The 18,580-nt window shown below is 64.2% G+C and carries 7 protein-coding genes and 2 pseudogenes; 3 read left to right on the top strand and 6 right to left on the bottom strand.

Annotated features, from left to right (window positions below; genetic code table 11):
* A pseudogene (locus tag AC1DIN_RS12555) lies at positions 1 to 296 on the top strand (Ku protein); the annotation flags it as partial.
* 157 nt (positions 297 to 453) lie between these two features.
* Here the strand turns inward: AC1DIN_RS12555 and AC1DIN_RS12550 are convergent.
* From AC1DIN_RS12550 to AC1DIN_RS12540, 3 genes are all read right to left on the bottom strand, one after another.
* A complete protein-coding gene (locus AC1DIN_RS12550; protein ID WP_441470341.1) occupies positions 454 to 705 on the bottom strand; it encodes a hypothetical protein in 252 nt (83 codons plus the stop codon).
* A gap of 453 nt (positions 706 to 1,158) precedes the next feature.
* Positions 1,159 to 2,466: a TAXI family TRAP transporter solute-binding subunit gene (locus tag AC1DIN_RS12545; protein ID WP_476810042.1), complete on the bottom strand. Its 1,308-nt coding sequence runs from the start codon at positions 2,464 to 2,466 to the stop codon at positions 1,159 to 1,161.
* Positions 2,467 to 2,557: 91 nt separating this feature from the next.
* On the bottom strand, positions 2,558 to 5,218 hold the full coding sequence (locus AC1DIN_RS12540; protein ID WP_476810041.1) for an arylsulfatase: 2,661 nt from the start codon (positions 5,216 to 5,218) through the stop codon (positions 2,558 to 2,560).
* Between the two features lie 625 nt (positions 5,219 to 5,843).
* Between AC1DIN_RS12540 and AC1DIN_RS12535 the strand changes: the two genes are divergently transcribed.
* Complete coding sequence (locus AC1DIN_RS12535) at positions 5,844 to 6,521, top strand: response regulator (RefSeq protein ID WP_441470337.1); 678 nt, start codon at positions 5,844 to 5,846, stop codon at positions 6,519 to 6,521.
* A gap of 26 nt (positions 6,522 to 6,547) precedes the next feature.
* Here AC1DIN_RS12535 and AC1DIN_RS12530 read toward each other — a convergent pair whose 3' ends face one another.
* The 3 genes from AC1DIN_RS12530 to AC1DIN_RS12520 form a co-directional block, all read right to left on the bottom strand.
* Positions 6,548 to 7,936, bottom strand: coding sequence for a sensor histidine kinase (locus tag AC1DIN_RS12530; protein WP_476810040.1), 1,389 nt, complete (start codon positions 7,934 to 7,936; stop codon positions 6,548 to 6,550).
* 293 nt (positions 7,937 to 8,229) lie between these two features.
* Positions 8,230 to 8,874 (bottom strand): response regulator, encoded by a 645-nt coding sequence (locus AC1DIN_RS12525; protein WP_476765998.1) that lies wholly within the window; start codon positions 8,872 to 8,874, stop codon positions 8,230 to 8,232.
* Positions 8,867 to 10,381 (bottom strand): sensor histidine kinase, encoded by a 1,515-nt coding sequence (locus AC1DIN_RS12520; protein WP_476810039.1) that lies wholly within the window; start codon positions 10,379 to 10,381, stop codon positions 8,867 to 8,869. The genes AC1DIN_RS12525 and AC1DIN_RS12520 overlap by 8 nt, the downstream gene beginning before the upstream one ends.
* Positions 10,382 to 11,986: 1,605 nt before the next feature.
* Between AC1DIN_RS12520 and AC1DIN_RS12515 the strand changes: the two are divergent.
* A pseudogene (locus AC1DIN_RS12515) lies at positions 11,987 to 18,562 on the top strand (peroxidase family protein); the annotation flags it as partial.
* Positions 18,563 to 18,580 lie beyond the last annotated feature (18 nt).

Raw genomic sequence — 18,580 nt, 5'->3', positions numbered from 1 at the left:
CGCGTGCGAACTGGAAAGGCTATCTGAAGTTCGGCGAGATCAGTTGTCCGGTTGCGCTCTATACCGGGGCCAGCACATCGGAGCGCATTTCGTTCCACACGATCAATCGCGACACCGGTCATCGGGTGCGGCGCGAGTTCGTCGATCCAATCACGGATGAGCCGGTCGACCGGGAACACCAGATCAAGGGCTTCGAGATCGACAAAGACCGCTACGCCTGGGTTGAGCCCGAGGAAATCGCAAAGGCGGTTCCAGAGAGCAGCAAAACCCTTGCCGTCGGCGCTTTCATCCCCTGTTCGGGCGGCAAATCTGCGATGTCGATCCCGTTCCGGTGGTGGCCACAATCGTTGAGGTAAATCTCGATCCGGCGAAGCCCCAACTGCTGATGGCCGGAGACGGTCGCCGGTGAGAGTTCCTGTCCGTCCTTGTCGTAGGCGCGACGTGCGTTGCGCTTCATAGCGCTCTGATCTGCTCCTCGAACTCCTCTGGGATGGCGCCGTGGCGGGCGAGGACGTCGATGGATGCAACCTCGCCGGTCTCGTCGTCAGCGACGACGTGCACGACCGCCACGCCTTCGGCAATGCGTCCAAGCCGCTCGCCCTCATTCAGCGCGTGGTGCTTGGTTTTCGCCAGCACGCGCTGCGCCGGAACCAGCTTCTTTCGATGCGTCTTGAAGGGCTGCAGGAAGAAGGTATCGACGTTCATGGCTTCACTCCCAGAGGCGGTTTGTTCTTAAAATGTTCTGATACTCGAGGGCGCAAGCCATGTCACCCGAACCCGCACCCGAAACCGACTTGGCGAATGAAATCGAATGCGAAATCAACGATCTGGTCGCTGAGTATGGGAGCGAGCGGGCCGCTACCGGCAGTTCTGCACGATTTCGCCGTTCTGCTCGCCGACGCCGATCGTTCCGTCTCGCGCGGGCCGTCAGACGTTCGACTTCGGCGAGACGAGAGTGGTGATAGCTGGTGGAGACCTTTGCTCGCCTCGCCCGGCATGCCAAAATCAGTAGCGCGCGCCTACGCGACTGTGGATCCCAGCACCGCGATGGCTATGCCTGTGATAGGCTCCAGCACGGGGCGGTCGTCGGGCCGAGCCCGCGGTTCCAGAGGAGCTCCCGGACGCGACGCAGGCCGCCGGGGCCGAGGGCATCGCTTTCTACATCGACAGGGAAGGCTGCGTCGGACTCTGCGCCCCCTGGGAGTTCAGTTGTGCTCGACGCGCCGTCACCGAATAACGGGCGTGGTTGATCGCGAGGACCATCGTGGAATCGCCGCCCGAGCGGCCGGCGGCACCCACGGCTTCGTCGATCAGGCGATGAAGCGAGTGCTCGAGCCCCTCCAGCGTCTCGGCATCGGCGCCTCGGGCTTGATCGGCGATCTGGATCAACTGCCCGATCCGCTTCTGCTCCTGGCGCATCCGCCCCGTCTTCGCACGCCCGATGATGATCGTGGCTACCGAGCCGAGGATGCTGAGGACAGCGGCGGCGAGATAGAAATAGCCTTGGATCTCATCGAAAAAGCTCTGTTCGCCGTTGTTGAGATAGTTGGCGACGCCGGGATGGATCGGCAGGATTGGATTCTTGGCATCAGGGTCGGGCGCTTCAATCTGGCTCGCCAGGGGTGTGAGCGCGACCAGCTTGGGCTTCGACGTGAACAGGGTCCGGCCGATCGCCCCGGCGACGAGATCGAGCATCCTGTCGGGCGCGACGAGCCGATAGGTCACCGAGAGCGTCGTCACCGTGTCGTCGGGGGTTTCCGGGCGAGCTCTGAAGGCACCTTCCGGCACATCATAGGACTCGAAGGCCGGAAAGCGCCGATTGAAGGCATCCGCGTCGGAGAATGCCAGGATCGTCGGCGTTCCCGCCGTTCCCCTGGCCATGGCCAGCACGGCGCCGACCACATCCCCGGGCCCGACCGGGCCGACGGCTAGAATGGCGGCGATTTGCCGTTGATGAACGGCCGCGACCATCTCCTCGGGCGACAGGAAGAGCCGTTTCACCTCATGCGGCGCGACATTGTAATAGCCCAGGATGAGGTCGAGCAGCGCGGCGTTGACCTCCTGCAGGCGCCCTTGCGGAATGGCGATCGTCTTGCCGGACAGCTTGTCGATACTGTCGATGGCCGATTTCGGCGGCAGCACGAAGGCGACGACGTCGCGGCGCAGAATCGCGATGGTCTGGCCATTGATCGGCGGCGAAACGTCGCTGCGGATTATGGCGAGATCGGCGGCGCCGCTTTCGATCGCTCTCGAACTGGCAGCCAGGTCGTCGACCTGAACCGGCTGGAGCTTCACGCGGGGATGATCCCTGGTCACCTCGGTGATGAGAGCACCGATCAAGCGCTGGGCATCCGTGCCGAAGGCGCCCGTCGTCACGCGCAAAGTCGCGTGCGGGGACCAGAAATGGACGGCGGCCGCGATAGCGGCGATGACGAGGAGAGCCCCTGTCCATAGGGCAAATCGCATGACCCTGGTCCCCCCGTCTCATGCGGCGGCGCCATGACCGGCCGGGGCGCCTGCAAGGGGACCCCGGCCGGTCATGGACGCCAGTCCTGTTCTAGCGGGCGCAAGACTGGACGAACTTGATGCGGTCGAACAGGGTGAGGTTCTGAGCCAAGGCCTGCTGCCGGCAGTCCTGCAGCTTCTCAACCCTGGCGGCGACGCCGCTCAGCCCGCCGATCGGATTCACGCCCACCGTCTCATCGGGCGCGGGCCCGTCGCCGGCCTTCGCCAGAGCGGCCCTGAGCTTCTCGACATCCGCCGGCGTGAGCTGCGGGCGGTCGATCGAAAGCGTGATCTTTCCGATCTTTCCGGTGAAGGCGAAGGGGGTCTGGTAGTCCTGGTCGTCGACCGGCGTTCCGGTGTCGGACCCGATGTCCTGGCTCTCATCGAAGGCCAGTATGAGCGGGATGGTGTGCGGCATAGCCTGGGTGGCGACGACCTGACCATCCACCTTGAGCGTGCCGGTTCCGCTGCGGCCGATGCCGCTGGGGCTGGCGAAGGCGAGCGTGCCCATGCCCAGCCCGTCATATTTGAAGTCGAACTCGAGCACGTGCTTGCCGGCCGTGAGCACGGCCGGGCTCTGCCACTTCACCCGCTTCAGGTCGACGAGATTCCAGGTGAAGGTCGGCTTGCCCTTCAGGATGTAGAGGCCATAGCCCCCGAAGCGCCCGCCTTGGGTGATCAGCATGCCGTCGCCACCGTCGGCCGGGACCTCGACCTCCGCCTTGAACGTATAGGAGGTGTTCAGGATGGAGGGGGCGTCGCCGTTCGGGATGCCCGTCAGCGGGGTGGTCCAGGTGAACTGGCTGCGGCCGGCGGTGAGGCTGGGCCGTGGCGTTACGATGCGCGTGGCGACGGTCGCATCGAGCGGCAGCACCTGATACTTCTTTGCCTCCTGCCAGAACAGGGCGTCCATCTCCTTGACCTTTTCGGGATATTTCGCGGCCACGTCCTCGGCCTGTGTCCAGTCGTTGCGCAGGTCATAGAGCTCCCACGGATATTTGGCGGGGTCGGCTCCGAGGCCGCCCTGGATCTGCCAGGGTGCGCGCATCACCTTGCTGCTGGCCATCCAGCCGTCATTGTAGATGGCATGGTCCCCCATCATCTCGAAATACTGGACCTTGTGGGTCGACGGTGCGTTCGCATTGCCCTTGTCGAAAGTGTAGACCATGCTCACGCCGTCGATCGGGCTCTGCTTGATGCCGTCGACAGTGTCCGGCTGGGCGACGCCGGTCGCCTCCAGGATCGTCGGCACGATATCGATGACGTGGTGGAACTGTTGGCGGATGCCGCCCTTGTCAGTGATCACCTTCGGCCAGGAGATCGCCATTCCCTGGCGGGTCCCGCCGAAATGCGAGGCGATCTGCTTGGTCCAGCTGAACGGCGTGCTGAAGGCCCAGCTCCATGGCACCGCCATGTGGTTGTAGGTTCGGTCCGAGCCCCAGACGTCGTAAAAGTATTTCAGCTGATCCTCGACCGAGACCTCGACGCCGTTGAACATCGCGACCTCGTTGGGCGTGCCGACCAGCGTGCCTTCGGCGCTCGAGCCGTTGTCGCCGCTGATGTAGATGATCAGCGTATTGTCCAGCTTGCCCATGTCCTCGACCGCCTGGATGACGCGGCCAATCTCGTGGTCCGTGTACATCAGATACGCTGCGTAGACCTCGACCTGACGCTTGAACATCTTCCTCTCGTCGTCCGAGAGGGCATCCCAGCGCTTAAGCAGGTCATCGGGCCAGGGGGTGAGCCTGGCGTTCTGCGGGATCGTGCCCAGCTTCTTCTGCTTGGCGAAGATCTGTTCGCGCAGTTCGTTCCAGCCCTTGTCGAATAGGTGGAGGTTCGTCGCCTTTTCGATCCATTCGGGCGTCGGATGATGCGGCGCATGGGTGCCGCCCGGCACGTAGTAGAGGAAGAACGGCTGGTCCGGAGTGAGTGTGTTGACCTGATTCATGTAGCTGATGGCGTCATCGGCCATCGCCGTAGTCAGGTTCCACTTCGGATTGCCTTGGTAGGGATAGATGTAGGTCGTGTTTCGGACCAGGGTTCCCGGCTGCCACTGGCTGGTGTCGCCGCCCATGAAGCCGTAGAAATACTCGAAACCCATGCCGCTCGGCCACTGCTTGAAGGGACCGGTGGCAGAGGCCTCGAAGGCCGGCGTGTTGTGGTTCTTGCCGAACCAGGAGGTGCGGTAGCCGTTGTCGAGGAGGATCCGGCCAATGGTCGCCTTGTCCTCGGTGATGATGCTGTTGTAGCCGGGGTAGCCCGTGGCCTGCTCGGAGACGACCCCGAAGCCCGCGGAGTGGTGGTTGCGTCCGGTGATGAGAGCCGCGCGCGTCGGCGAGCACAGCGCCGTCGAATGAAAGTTGGTGTAGCGCAGGCCATCATTCGCGATCCGGTCCAATGCCGGCGTCGGAATGACACCGCCGAAGGTCGAAGGCGCTCCGTAGCCGACATCGTCCGTCATGATCAGCAGCACGTTCGGTGCGCCCTGGCGCGGCGCAATGCGCGCCGGCCAGAACGGCTTTGAATCCTGGGCGAGCTGGTTGATGACGCCCTCGAATTTCTGCGGGGGAGCCGGCAACTGCTTGCCGTCGATTACAATCGTCGCGTTTGGCGCGCCTGTGGCGCCGTCGGTGGTCTGGGCGCTAGCCGGCGCCGCCGCGAGGGCGAGAATGCCCAGTGCCGAAATCGAGGACAGGAGTCCTGCGAGCTTCATGGCTGCCTCCCTTAGACGAGAATGTGCGTGGCCGTCGGGCTTGCACCGGAATTTCGCGCCCAGTGTCAGTTCACTGTTTCGCGTTCTGAGCGCGGGCGTAATTTTCTCCGCCACATCGTCGACGAGGAGATCGCAGTTTGCCCCTCCCATCCGGGTAGGGTGGGGCTCCGGCACTCGCCGGCTTACAAGCCTGGCGGCTCGGCAGCCCGCAAAAGCTGATAGGACTTGTCAGTTGGCGCCCAAATGGTCTCGACGCGCTATTGTACCTCAGGACAAGGCACCGCCAGAGCTGGGTCGGCGAACTGCCGGATGCAGATCGGATCAGGCTGCGTGACGGATCATGCCGACGAGCGAGGCTGTGGAGCGTCTCGACGGGCCGATAACCTTGCGCCACCTGGCGCTCGAACGCGAGGCCGTGGATGCGCTGTCGGGCCACGAGCTTCCATCCTTCGAAAGCCCGGCTCCCCGGTCAATTGCGCGCTGTCACGCGGTCCGCCTCAAGGGTGCACTCCAGTAGGCGATCTATCTATGCCAAAAGGCAACAGGATGAGAAACGGCTACGTTGGGTTAACCGTATGTTAATCGGCGCCTTTACTGCGGGTTTATTCTGAGCCAGAATTGAAGAATGCAGGATAGATCGGCTGCCCAGATCTCCATTGCGATCGTCGATGACCATCCGCTTCTGGCGGAGGGGATTTCGGCTGTGCTGTCCCGTCGCGACAATTATCTGGTGGTCGAGACGGGCGCGAGCGCGGCAGACATCGCTGAGATCCTCAGCCGGCGCGCCTGCGACGTTCTGATCGTCGATCTGAATATGCCTGGCGACGTCTTTGGCGCGATCGCCGAGTTGCGCGAGATTGCGCCGGCCTGTCGGGTGGTGGTCTTCACCGCCTCGACCGAAACCGAGCATGCCGTGAAGGCGCTTGGCGCGGGCGCAGCAGGCTATGTGCTGAAGGGGAGCAGCGCCAGCGAGCTGCTCGATGCGGTCGAGGCCGCGCTACGTGGCGAGGTCTATATCACTCCTGCCTTTGCGGCGAAGGTGATCGGCGCCCTCAACAACAAAGCCGTCGAGAAGCAGGCTCTCCTCAGCGCGAAACTGAGCGTCCGCGAGGAGCAGATCGTCCGCCTCCTACTCTGCGGCAAGCAGAACCGCGAGATCGCGCGCAGCCTCGATCTCAGCGAGAAGACGGTCAAGAGCTACATGACCAATCTGATGGCCAAGCTCAGGGCTCGCAACCGGCTCGAGGTGGTCATCGCCGCGCAGAAGCTGAGACCGGCCGACCTCGCCTCGACTGGTCGCTGAGGCCGACTCGGCCGCGGTCCCGCTGCTCATTCCACTTTCGTCGTCAGGGAGCGCCGGCGCACCGGCAGGAGCACCCTGAGCAGAAGCCCGCCCTCGGGCTGCGGCGTGATGGCAAGGCTGCCGCGCAAGGCTTTCACGCGGGTTTCCAGTCCTTGCAGGCCGAGCCGCGGTCGCTGCTGCGAGGGTTGCGCCAGCGGAACCCCACGGCCCGGGCCGTCATCGGAGATGACGATCTCCAGCGTTTCGGCGGCGAAGCGGGTTGCGACGCGCTGGCCACGGCCTTGCGCGTGCTTGTAGGCGTTCATCAGCGCCTCCTGCACGACACGGAAGGCGCAGAAGCGGATTGCCTCGGGCATCTGCTCCGGCAAGTCGGCAAGGTCGCGCGCGACGCCCGTGCCGGTCTGCTGTTCGTGCCGCTTGATCGCGGCCTCGATCGTGTCGGCTGGCGAGAAGTCCCGGATCTCGGGTAGTACCAATCCGGCCGAGAGATTGCGCAGTTCCGCCAGCGTCTGCTGGATCAGCCGCTCGAGTTGAGTGCGCAGCTCCGGCGGTTCGTCGGGGAGCCGCAGCATGAGCAGGCTCAGCATCTGGATCGGGCCGTCGTGCAGGTCTGCACCGATACGGGCGAGATACACCTCGTTCGAGACGGCCGCGTCGAGCCTGGCGCGATCCGCTGCGCGGCGCAGCATGTTGTTGCGCTTGGCCAGCGCCGATGCGCGCGCGAGATTGGCTTCGAGCTGCGATTGCTGCGAGCTGATGATGCGGCTGGCGCGACGGATCGTCAGGTAGAGCAGGAAGCCGATGATGATCGCGACGTTGAGGATGAGGAACCAGGTCGCGTAGCGCAGCTGCTGGATCTCGCGATCGAGCGAATGGCTTACTTCGTAGAATTCGCCAATGGCGAGGATGGTGCCTGTGCCCGGCTTGTAGATGGGGGCGTAGCTTTCCAGCAGCCGCTGAGCGGGCTGTTCGTCGCCATGGCTGTCGCTCTGGGTCAAGACGACGACCTGCCCGTTCATGAGCCGGGCGAGGAGCGGGGGCTGAAGCTGAACCTGTGTTCCCTCCCGGGCCTTGCCGGTGCTGTAGACCAGCTTTCCCGCCCGGTTCCAGATCTTGATCATCGTGACGCGCTGGCCGAGGCGGCTGTCCGTGACCAGCGCCTTGATTCTTCGCTTGCTGTCTTCCGACAGCGTATCGGCCTGCTCGAGGTCTAGGATATGCGGGGCGAGGAAGGCTTCGAGATAGTGGGCGCCGATCTCGGCCATGCCCTGCTCCCAGCCGCTGCGGATGCGGCGTTCGACCCAGTATCCCAGGGTCACCATCGACAGTCCGATGACGAGCGAAACGGCGATCGCAAAGCGTCGCTCCAGGCTCTGGGCAGCCCAATGCTGCTGCAGGGCGCCGAGAATGGACAAGAAGCTTAGCCGATATCTAGATCCGCCCGAGGGCGATGCAACGGTCCGGCCTCCGGCCTCTGATTCTTCTGCAGGTTTTTGAGTTTCCGGATTCGGCATCCGTGAGACGCTCTATTGTTTAACAGAATAGTTGATTGAAGGTAGACGTTACCGTAGTTTCTCTATCGTGCAAGGCGAATAGATGAACGACAGGGAGGTTATACGATATCTCTGTTCGGGCGCCTCTAGGTGAATGCTGTGGAGGAGGCAGGGGTTCGCACGCGTCGCCGGTCGGGGTTCGGAGCGTGGCAGCCTTAGACAAGATGCTTCTGCGCAAAGAGCGCTGCCTCGACGCGGCTTCTCACGCCGAGTTTCGAGAAGACGTTGGAGATATGAAATTTGACGGTTTTGACCTGAACCCCTGTCGCCTCGGCAATTTCCTTGTTGGTCAGGCCCCGCCCCAGCAATCGTAGAGTGCGCTCCTCCTTGGGGGACAAAGCGGCGATCCGGGCTGCCGGCGTGTGGTCTCCCTGTCGTCCCAGCATCGTGCTCACCAGCCGCGCTGCCATGCTTGCCGGCAGATAGGACTCTCCGCTCAGGACCGAATGCACCACGGAGACGAGCTGCGTCGCGGGTATGCCCTTCAGCGCATAGCCCGAGGCCCCGGCCTCCAGGGCCTGCAGAACGAGATGTTCCTCCTCTGAAACCGTCAGCATGACGATCTTTACCTGTGGCCAGCAGGCATGGATTTCGCTGGCTGCGGCTATCCCTCCGCCCGGCATGGAAATATCGATCAAGGCAAGGTCGGGCCGCAGGGTTTCAGCGAGTTTGACGGCGTCGCTGGCGGAGGCGCCTTGTCCGACGACTTCGAGGTTCGGGCTCGTCGACAGGATCTGGACCACGCCAGCCCGGAAGATCGCGTGATCATCGACGACGATGATGGAGCGCCGTTCATCCAAGGAGCAGTCCTCCACTGAGGTCGAGGGTCATCTGGATCCGGGTTCCCGCATCGCGCTCCGCCTCCACCGTCAAACTGCCACCGAGACTTTCCACGCGCTCGCGCAGGCCGTGCAGGCCCATCCCGCCTTTCGTTGCCCAGTCCGACGACGCGATCTGGTTCGAGCCACGGTCGAGCACCCAGACACGCAGGGCGAAGCCGTCGATGAGATTGCCGACTTCCTGGCCGATGCCGCCACCATGGCGGTACGCATTGTTCAGTCCTTCCTGGACGAACCGGAACACGCAGATCTTGACGGCATCGGAAACGGGAGCCCGGACTTCCGCCGTCGCCAGGGCGACCTGCGAGGACGTGCGCGCCTCATGCGCCCGCACCGCCCGCGAAATCACTTCATGAAGGGGCAGTTCGGCGATCTCTGGCAGGAGGAGGCCCTTGGCGATGCTTCTGATCTCCCGCATCGCTTCGTCGAGCGCGGATTGCATCGGCCGGAGCAGCTTTTCGGTCGCCGCTGGACCGGTGGATTTGCGGATCTCGTCGATCTTGAGGATCGAAAAGCCGATCAGCTGGGCCGGCCCGTCGTGAAGGTCTGCTCCGAGCGTGCGGATGAATTGCTCGTTCAGCTCCGTCACACGCGCCGAGGCGCGTTGGGACCGCTCCTTCAGCAGGCGGTTGTGGCGGGAAACCTCTTCCATCTCTAAGACCCTTCGCGCCAGCGCTGCGCGCTGGGTCTCGATCGTCTTGCTGCCGCGGTGAACGATGCCGAAAAGACCTGCCATGATCGCCAGCGTGACCATCGCGACGACTGCCCAGCTGCTCGTCCTCAGGCTCGCCAGGTCGCGGTGCAGATGCTCAGTCTGCTCGTGTATCTCGGCGACCGCGATGATCTGGCCCGATGCGTGCTGTCGGATCGGGCTGTAGATTTCGAGATAGCGGGTCCCGATGCCGCGGATCACATGCTCGGCCGCCGAGAGGTCGGTGAAGGCGGCCGCGACTTCGCCACCCAGCGCGCGCTTCAGTCCTTCGGGTTGCTTGAACCGTTGCCCGATGATCTGCGCGGTGTTCGAATAGGCGACGACCCCGTCCGGTGTCCAAATTTCCAGATAGGGAAAGCGGCGCTTGAACTGTTCGTCGGACAGGAGCGCGTCAAGCTTCGCAACGGCTGCGCCGGAGAGCTTCTTCGAAGCCGAGAGTTCCTGCGCGGCCGGGCCGACGAGGCTTTCCATGAAGAGGGCGGTCGAAGCCGCCTTGTGTCTGATCGCGCCGCCCGTCACCAGTTCCGTGATCAGATAGCCCGCCACCAGCATCGCTATGAGCATAAGAAGGCCGCCGGCAGCCAGGAACTGCGCCGAGAGGCTGCCGGGAAGCCAGGCCCCGGTCGTCGCTGCGGGCTTTTGCGCAGCCTTCCCGAAGGAAATGCCGGCGGCGTTCCTGCCGTCTTGTTCGTCAATCGACATTGTTACTCGTGTGGCCGCGGGGTCGGCCGCTCGGATCGATATCATCGCCGCCAAGGTAGCACATTATATTCTGATAATTCTTGCGCATGACTAAAGTATCGCGCGGGTAGGAAACTGGACCAAGGTCTAGTTTCGCTGCTGGTCTTGAGGGCAGAGACAGCAGGTCCAGAAGTCGATTCCTGCCGCGTACTAAAGTCTTCGAAAACCGTACGACTTTCCGCTCTTTCGCGGCAGATGAGACGACCCGATCATGCGAGTTAACGAAACGTTAATTCGCGCTTTGTCGGGTTGATCCTCAGATCATGGGTGTCGCTTCCTTTTGGTAAGGCGCCCGAAATGCTCGGCGGACCGTGGGGCACGGAACCAGGAAGCGCTGGCGCGCTGAGCGAGGACGCCATGAAACTCGACACGCAGGATCTCGAATTCATCCTGAAGCAGATCAAGATCGCCGAGGCGCATACCGCCGCAATCAACGCTGGCGTCGATCCGCGCGTCGCGCTGGAGCAACTCGTCTCGAGCCCGCTGCTTCCCTATGGCCTACGCACGGTCGATGGGTCCTTCAACAACTTCCAGCCGAACATGACGCATTTCGGCTCGTCGGATCAGGTGATGGTCCGGCTGCTGACGCCGAACTACGCGCCTGCGGAAATCAATCCGCGCACCGGAGCGCCGACGAGCTATGCGGACCCGACAGGCTCGGTCTACGACAGCCAGCCTCGCCTGATCTCCAATATCGTCGCCGACCAGTCGCTGAAAAATCCGGCGGCGCTTGCGGCAGCGCTGTCGTCCGTCGGCATCACCGGCGCTGACGCCCTCGCGATCGTCGGCCAAGTCATGCAACTGCAGGCTGTCGCTCGTGCAGCGCAGGCGGCTGTTGCCGGCGCTGCAGCAGCGGCTGGCACCGCGGTTGCCGCCGCTGAGGTCGTCGTCGCGAACGCGCAGGCCGCCCGGAATGCAGCGCAGGCTGCGGTCGATACCGTCACGGCGCAGCAGGCCAGCGCCGCGAGCGCCGCCAGCGCCGCCGCCGCGGCCCTGGCCTCGGCCATTGCGGCGCGGAATGCGCACGCGCCCGTCCTTGCCGCTGCGCAGCAGGCTGCGGCCACTTCGCTGGTCGCCAGCCAGACCGCGGCGGCTGCAGCCGCCGAGGCCGAGATTGCCAAGAACACGGCGTTTGCCGAGCTCGGCCTGGCGCAGGCAGCGGAATCCGCTGCGCTCAGCGCATTCCAGGCCAACCCGACGCCCGCCAATGCCGCAGCGTTTGCGGCGGCGGCAGACGTGCGGGAAGATGCGCAAATCGCGCATGCCCTCGCTGTCGAGGGCCACGAGGACGCGATGGCCGCCCTCAACTCAGCCCAGGCGCAGCATGCGGCTAACGTCGCGACGCTGCAGACCGCGGTTTCACAGCAGCAGGCGTTGTCCGACGGGGTGGGGGCGGCGCAGGCAGAGGCCGATGAGGCTGCGGGCGATCTCGCTGCTGCCAACGCGACCCTTACTGCCGCGAACGGCGATCTCGCGCAGGCGACCGAAGCGCTGGCGGATGCGGTGGCGGCTCGCGACGCGATCCCGACGGGCGCTGCCGCGACGGCGGCTGCCGCTGCTGCTGCGGCGGCTGCGGAACAGGCGGTGCTCGACGAAGTCACCTCGCATGGCGTGACGATGGATGGCGACAACGTCTTCATCAAGAACATCGCGGCCGATCTCGGCGACACCGCCTCCTTCAACGGCTTCATGACGATTTTCGGCCAGTTCTTCGATCACGGCCTCGACCTCACCTCGAAGGGCGGAAGCGGAAACGTCATCATCCCGCTGCAGCCGGACGATCCGCTCTACGTCCCGGGAAGCGCGACGAACTTCATGGTGCTGACCCGCGCCACCAACGATCCGGGACCGGATGGACAGCTCGGCACGGCCGACGACATTCGCGAACACCGCAACGAGACGACGCCGTGGATCGACCTCAATCAGGTCTACACCTCCAACCCGTCGCACCAGGTGTTCCTGCGCGAATATGTTATGGTCAACGGCAAGCCGATGGCGACCGGCGAGATGCTGGCGAGCGCGACCGGCGGACCGCCGACCTGGGCCGACATCAAGGCTCAGGCCCGGAACATGCTGGGCATCGAGCTGAAAGACCTCAACGTTCACAGCGTGCCGCTGCTCGTGACGGACCTCTACGGCGAGTTCGTTCGCGGCGCTAACGGCTTGCCGCTGATGGTCACTGCGTCCGGCCCCGTCGAAGGCAACCTCCAGCAACCGCTGGATGGGCTGACCAGCCTGGGCGCGGGCCGCGCATTCCTCAACGACATCGCCCACAATGCCGTGCCAAGCGCGCCGATCGATCACGACCGCAATCCCGCAACCGCGCCGGTCGAGGTGTTGCCCGACGCCGATGGCGTCGCCGGAAATCCGATCGTTCCCAACGTGTTCGGCTTCAATCTTACTTATGATGATGAGCTGCTGAACGCCCATTTCGTCGTCGGAGACGGTCGTGGCAACGAGAACATCGCGCTGACGGCGACGCATACGGTCTTTCACAGCGAGCACAACCGGCAGGTCAACGCGATCAAGGAGACGCTGCTGGCCGAAGGCGATCTCGCGCTGATCAACGAATGGCTGCTGGTCGACGTCACGACGTTCCCGACCGACGCAAGCGCGCTCGTCTGGGATGGCGAGCGTCTCTTCCAGGCGGCGCGCTTCTCGACCGAGATGGTCTACCAGCACCTCGTCTTCGAGGAGTTCGTGCGCGCCGTTGCGCCGCAGATCGACGCTTTCGTCTTCTCGCACTCCGTCGAGGTCGACAGCCGGATCTTCGAGGAGTTTGCGCAGGTCGTCTACCGCTTCGGCCACTCGATGCTGAACGAGAACGTCGAGATGCTCGGGCTTAACGCCCAGGGGGCGGCGGCCCCGTCGGAGCTTGGCCTGATCCAGGCGTTCCTCAACCCTCTCGCCTTCGACAATGCGGGCGTCGACGCCCACGCTGCCTCGGGCGCAATCCTGCGGGGTATGTCCCAGCAGGCCGGCAACGAGATCGACGAGTTCCTGACCAGCGCGCTGCGCAACAATCTCGTCGGCCTGCCGCTCGACCTTGCCGCAGTGAACATGACCCGCGCCCGGGAAACCGGCATCCCCTCGCTCAACGAGGCGCGGCGCCAGATCTTCGAACAGACCAACGACAGCTATCTCAAGCCCTATGCGAGCTGGGCTGATTTCGCCCAGCACATCAAGAACCCGCTCTCGATCGTCAATTTCATCGCGGCCTACGGCACCCACGAGACGATCACCGGTGCGACGACAGCCGAGGCGAAGCGCGATGCCGCCTGGGACCTGGTCTTCGGCGTCTCCGGCGAGACATCCGCGGAACGGCAGGCCCGCCTTGACTACCTCAACGCCACCGGCAGCTGGGCAACCCGCGAAACAGGCCTCAACAAGGTCGACTTCTGGATCGGCGGCCTCGCCGAACAATTGATGCCCTTCGGCGGCATGCTCGGCTCGACCTTCACCTTTGTCTTCGAACTCCAGATCCAGAACCTGCAGAACGGCGACCGGTTCTACTATCTCAGCCGCACGCAGGGCCTGAACCTGCTCAATCAGCTGGAGGCCGACAGCTTCGCGGATCTGATCCGCCGCAATACGGACACCGAGGACAGCGGTCTGCATATCAACGGCGCCGCGTTCCAGACTGCCGACTACATCATCACCATGGATCAGTCCAAGCAGTGGAACCATGGCATCGGCAATGCGGATCCGACACGAGAGGCAGACGTCATCTCCGCCGTCACCGGCACGGAATCCCTGGTCGTCCGCGGCACGAACTATCTGCGCTTCACGGGTGATCAGCATGTCGTGCTCGGCGGCACGAATGCCGGCGAAACCCTGATCGGCGGCACGGGCGACGACACCATCTGGGGCGAGGGCGGCGATGACCGCATCGAGGGCGGCTTCGGCGTCGACCACCTGCATGGCGGCGACGGCGACGACATCATCACCGACAGCGGCACCGATATCGGCGCCAGCGATGTGATCAAGGGCGAGGGCGGCGACGACGTCATCAACGGCGGCATGGGCCTCGACCTGATCTTCGGTGGCGACGGCAATGACGTGCTGACCGGCGGCGAGGATCAGAAGACCCTGTCCGGAGGCCAGGGCAACGACTTCATCCGGGCGCCGACGGGCGGCGGCGGCGCGATCCTCGGCAACGAGGGCGACGACTGGATGGAGGCTCAGGGCAACATGACGACCCTGACCGGCGACAATTCCCAGCTGTTCTTCAACTCGCGCATCATCGGCCACGACGTGATGATCGCCGGCGAGAACGACACCGATTTCGACGCGGAATCCGGCGACGACATCATGGTGCAGGGGATCGGCGTCAACCGCTCGAACGGCATGGCCGGCTTCGACTGGACGACGTTCAAGAACAATAACTACGACGCTGATGCGAACATGAACATCAGCATCTTCGTCAACCAGCAGAACAACATCCTGCGCGACCGCTACGATCTGGTCGAGGGGCTTTCGGGCTGGGACCGCAACGACAAGCTGACCGGGCGCGACGTGGTGATCGGCGGGTACGACCCCAATGGCAACGCCACGCAGGTCGATCCTGACGCGCCGATCGAAAGCTTCTCGAACGCCTTGCTCGAGAAGAATGTCGACCGGATCGAGGGGCTGCGCGAGCTCGTCGCCCACCTCCAGCGCTTCACAATCTACAATCCGCACAATCTGGGCGCGGACGGCAACCCGATCGATCCCGCAGGGGCGAGGGAGATCGCCGTCATGGATACGTCCGATGGTTCGGACATCATCCTCGGCGGCGGCGGTTCGGACACGATTCGCGGCATGGGCGGCAACGACATCATCGACGGCGACAAGTGGCTGAATGTCCGCATCCTGGTCTCGCCCGATGAAACGCGCGGCCAGAGCTGGTCCGCCTTCAGCATCGACTCGATCGCGCAGATCCAGACCCGCCTGTTCTCCGGCGAGATCAAGCCGCGACAGCTGCAGGTCATCCGCGAGATCCTCGACGGCGGCAGGGAAGGCGACGTCGATACGGCGGTCTACTACGACAACTTCGAGAACTACGAGATCACCTATAACACCGACGGCAGCGTCACGGTCGCCCACGTCAATCCGACAGTGGGCATGATCGATACCGCGACCGGCCGCAATCTCGAATCCGAGGGCACCGACCGGCTGTTCAACATCGAACGCATCCAGTTCGCTGACCGCGTGCTCGATCTTCGCGGTCCGACGGTCGACCTCCACGCCTATGACAGCGCGAACTACCGCGACACCTTCGGTTCCGCGAACTATGCGAACTCGAACGGAACGGCGACATGGGCGACGGCCTGGACCGAGACCGGAGACCGCGCGACGAACGCCGCGACCACCGGCGAGATCCGGATCAGCGGAGGCCAGCTTGAATTCCGGCAGGATACGGGCCAGGGCTCGACGACGCCGGGGGCTTCCATCACCCGAACGGTCGATCTGTCCATGGTCGGTGCGGGCACCGCGACGCTGAGCTTCAACTACGACGAAAGCGGCCTCGACAACGGCGAGAACCTGCTGGTGCAGTTCTCAGCGGACGGCACCAACTTCACCACGGTGCAAACGATCGACGGCGCCTCCGGCGGCGGCACGGCCAACCTGATCTTGACTGGCCCGTTCTCGGCCAGTTCGGCGGTCCGTTTCGTCTTCAGCGGGGTGAACAACAACAACGAGTCCGTCCTGATCGACAATGTGAACGTGCAGTACACCACGCCATCCAATGACGGATCGACGGGCTGGACCGGTACGTTCACCGAAAACCAGGCCGCGGTTGGCATTTCCAGCCTCTCCGGCATTTCCGGAAGCAACACGATCGCGTCGGCCCGCGTCGTCCTAAAGAACATGGCCGCCGGCGACACGCTTTCGGCGACGACCGCCAACGGCCGCCCCGCCGCCATCGCCGTGGCGCAGACGGTCGTCAACGGCGAGATCGTCCTCCTGCTGACCGGCCAGGCGAGTGCTGCGGACTATCAGCGGGCGCTCGACTCCGTCCGCTTCTCCAGCAGCTCCGACAATCCGGGCACCGCCCCGCGGACAATCGAAGTCACGGTCAATGACGGCATCCGCGACAGCCAGGCGGCGACGGCGACGATCAATGTCGTCGCGGTGGACGACCCGATGGTCGCCAACAACGACCGCATCGTGACCAGCTGGACCAACGGCAACCCGTTCACGATCCCGAACTGGGCGCTGCTGGCCAATGACGTCGATCCCGACAGCCCGATGGCGATTGCAGCGATCACGGCGACCAACAGCCTGACCGCTACACTCGGCACAAACGGCGTGACGATCACCGATACCGGCAACGGCAATGGCAACAACGGCGGGTCCTTCACCTACCGCGGCACCGGCACCGATACGGCCAGCGTTACGGTCGTGCGTGACGACAACACCATCAACGGCGGCGATGGAAACGATATCCTCGTCGGCGACAACGCGGCCAACACGCTCAACGGTGGCGCCGGCAACGACATCATCTTCGCCGGCGGCGGCAACGATACGATCAACCAGACCAGCAATCAGGGCCGCGACATCATCGATGGCGGCGCCGGCACCGATACCTATGTGCTGACCGGCGTCCAAGGCGCGGAGCTGTTCCGCATCTATGCCGTCACTGCCGGTCAGAATTCGGGTCTTGCGGCAACACTGAACACCACATTCCTCGCCTCGACGGAGATCGTCATCACCCGGACCGTCAACGGCGTCGAAAGCGTCGTCGCGGAACTCGATGACATCGAGGAGATCTCCGTCGGCTCGCTGAACGTGACCGCCAACAACGGCAACGGCGGGCCGGATGCAGGCAGCAGCGGAGCCGACACGATCCAGGTCATCGGCAATTTCGACAGCACGAGCCTGAATTACTCGACGATCACCATCGAGGGCTCGGCCGGGGACGATGTCGTCGACATTTCAAGCCTCACCTCGGCCCACCGGATCGTCTTCCGCAGCAATGGCGGACGGGACACCATCGTCGGCACAATGCGCCCGCAGGATGTCGTCGAGCTGCCGGAAGGCTCGAGCATCGACGACTACGACGTCATCGACAACGGCGACGGCACCATCACCCTGGAAGGGCCGAACCACGCGGTGACCTTCTCCAGCGACGGCGTTCAGCATGTTCGCATCGCCGGCGACGACGATGATGATGACGACGACGACGACGACGATCACGAGGACGATGACGATACGCCCGACGGTGGCGGGGACGATGACGACGATCCGTCCTGTGGCTGCGACGACGATGACGATGGTCCGGGCACGCCGGCGCCCAATCCCACGACCGGCGGCGCGTTGCGCACCGGCACGGCGGCGGCGGATGTCCTGGTCGGCACGGCGGGCGCCGACAACCTCGTCGGCCTCGCCGGCGACGACACCCTGATCGGCAATGCCGGCGCCGATGCGATCTCGGCCGGGGACGGGGCGGACTTCGTCGACGCCGGAGACGGCCGCGACGTGGTCTTTGCCGGGGCAGGCGACGACCAGGTCTTCGGCGGCGGAGGAGCCGACATGCTCTATGGCGAGGCCGGCAACGACCGGATCTTCGGCGGGGCAGGCGACGATCTGATCGATGCCGGTGTCGGCAATGACACGGTGGTTGCGGGCGATGGCGACGATCTCATCGTCGGCGCGGCCGGCGACGGTGACGACACCTATTTCGGCGACAACACCGACGGCGGCAGCGGCATCGACACGCTCGATCTCTCGGCGATCACGGCGAACCTCACCGTCGATCTCGGCAATGGCCTGCTCGGACGCGGCAGCGCGGTCAGCAGCGAGAGCGGCACCGACACGCTGTGGAGCATAGAGAACGTCGCGACCGGCTCGGGCAACGACACGATCACCGCCAGCGAAGCGGTGAACGTGATGGAGGGCGGCACCGGCAACGACACCTTCCGCTTCCTCAGCACGACGGGCGCGGATGGCGACACCATCCTCGACTTCCAGCCCGGTGATCGTCTCGACCTGAGCGCGATCGACGCGGATGCGAGCCAGGCCGGCAACCAGAGCTTCACTCTGGTCAATGGCGCAAGCTTCACTGCCTCGGGCCAGCTCACGGTCACCTACGAGACCCGGGCAGATGGCCAGTACACCATCGTCAAGGGCAACGTCGATGCGGCGACCGATGCCGAGTTCCAGATCAACCTGAAGGGCAGTCACAACCTGACCGCCAACAGCTTCATCGTCTGATCGAACCGGCGGCGGGCG

The sequence above is a fragment of the Allobosea sp. 05T438 genome, from assembly GCF_056396025.1.
This window is presented reverse-complemented; position numbering and strand designations above follow the sequence as displayed.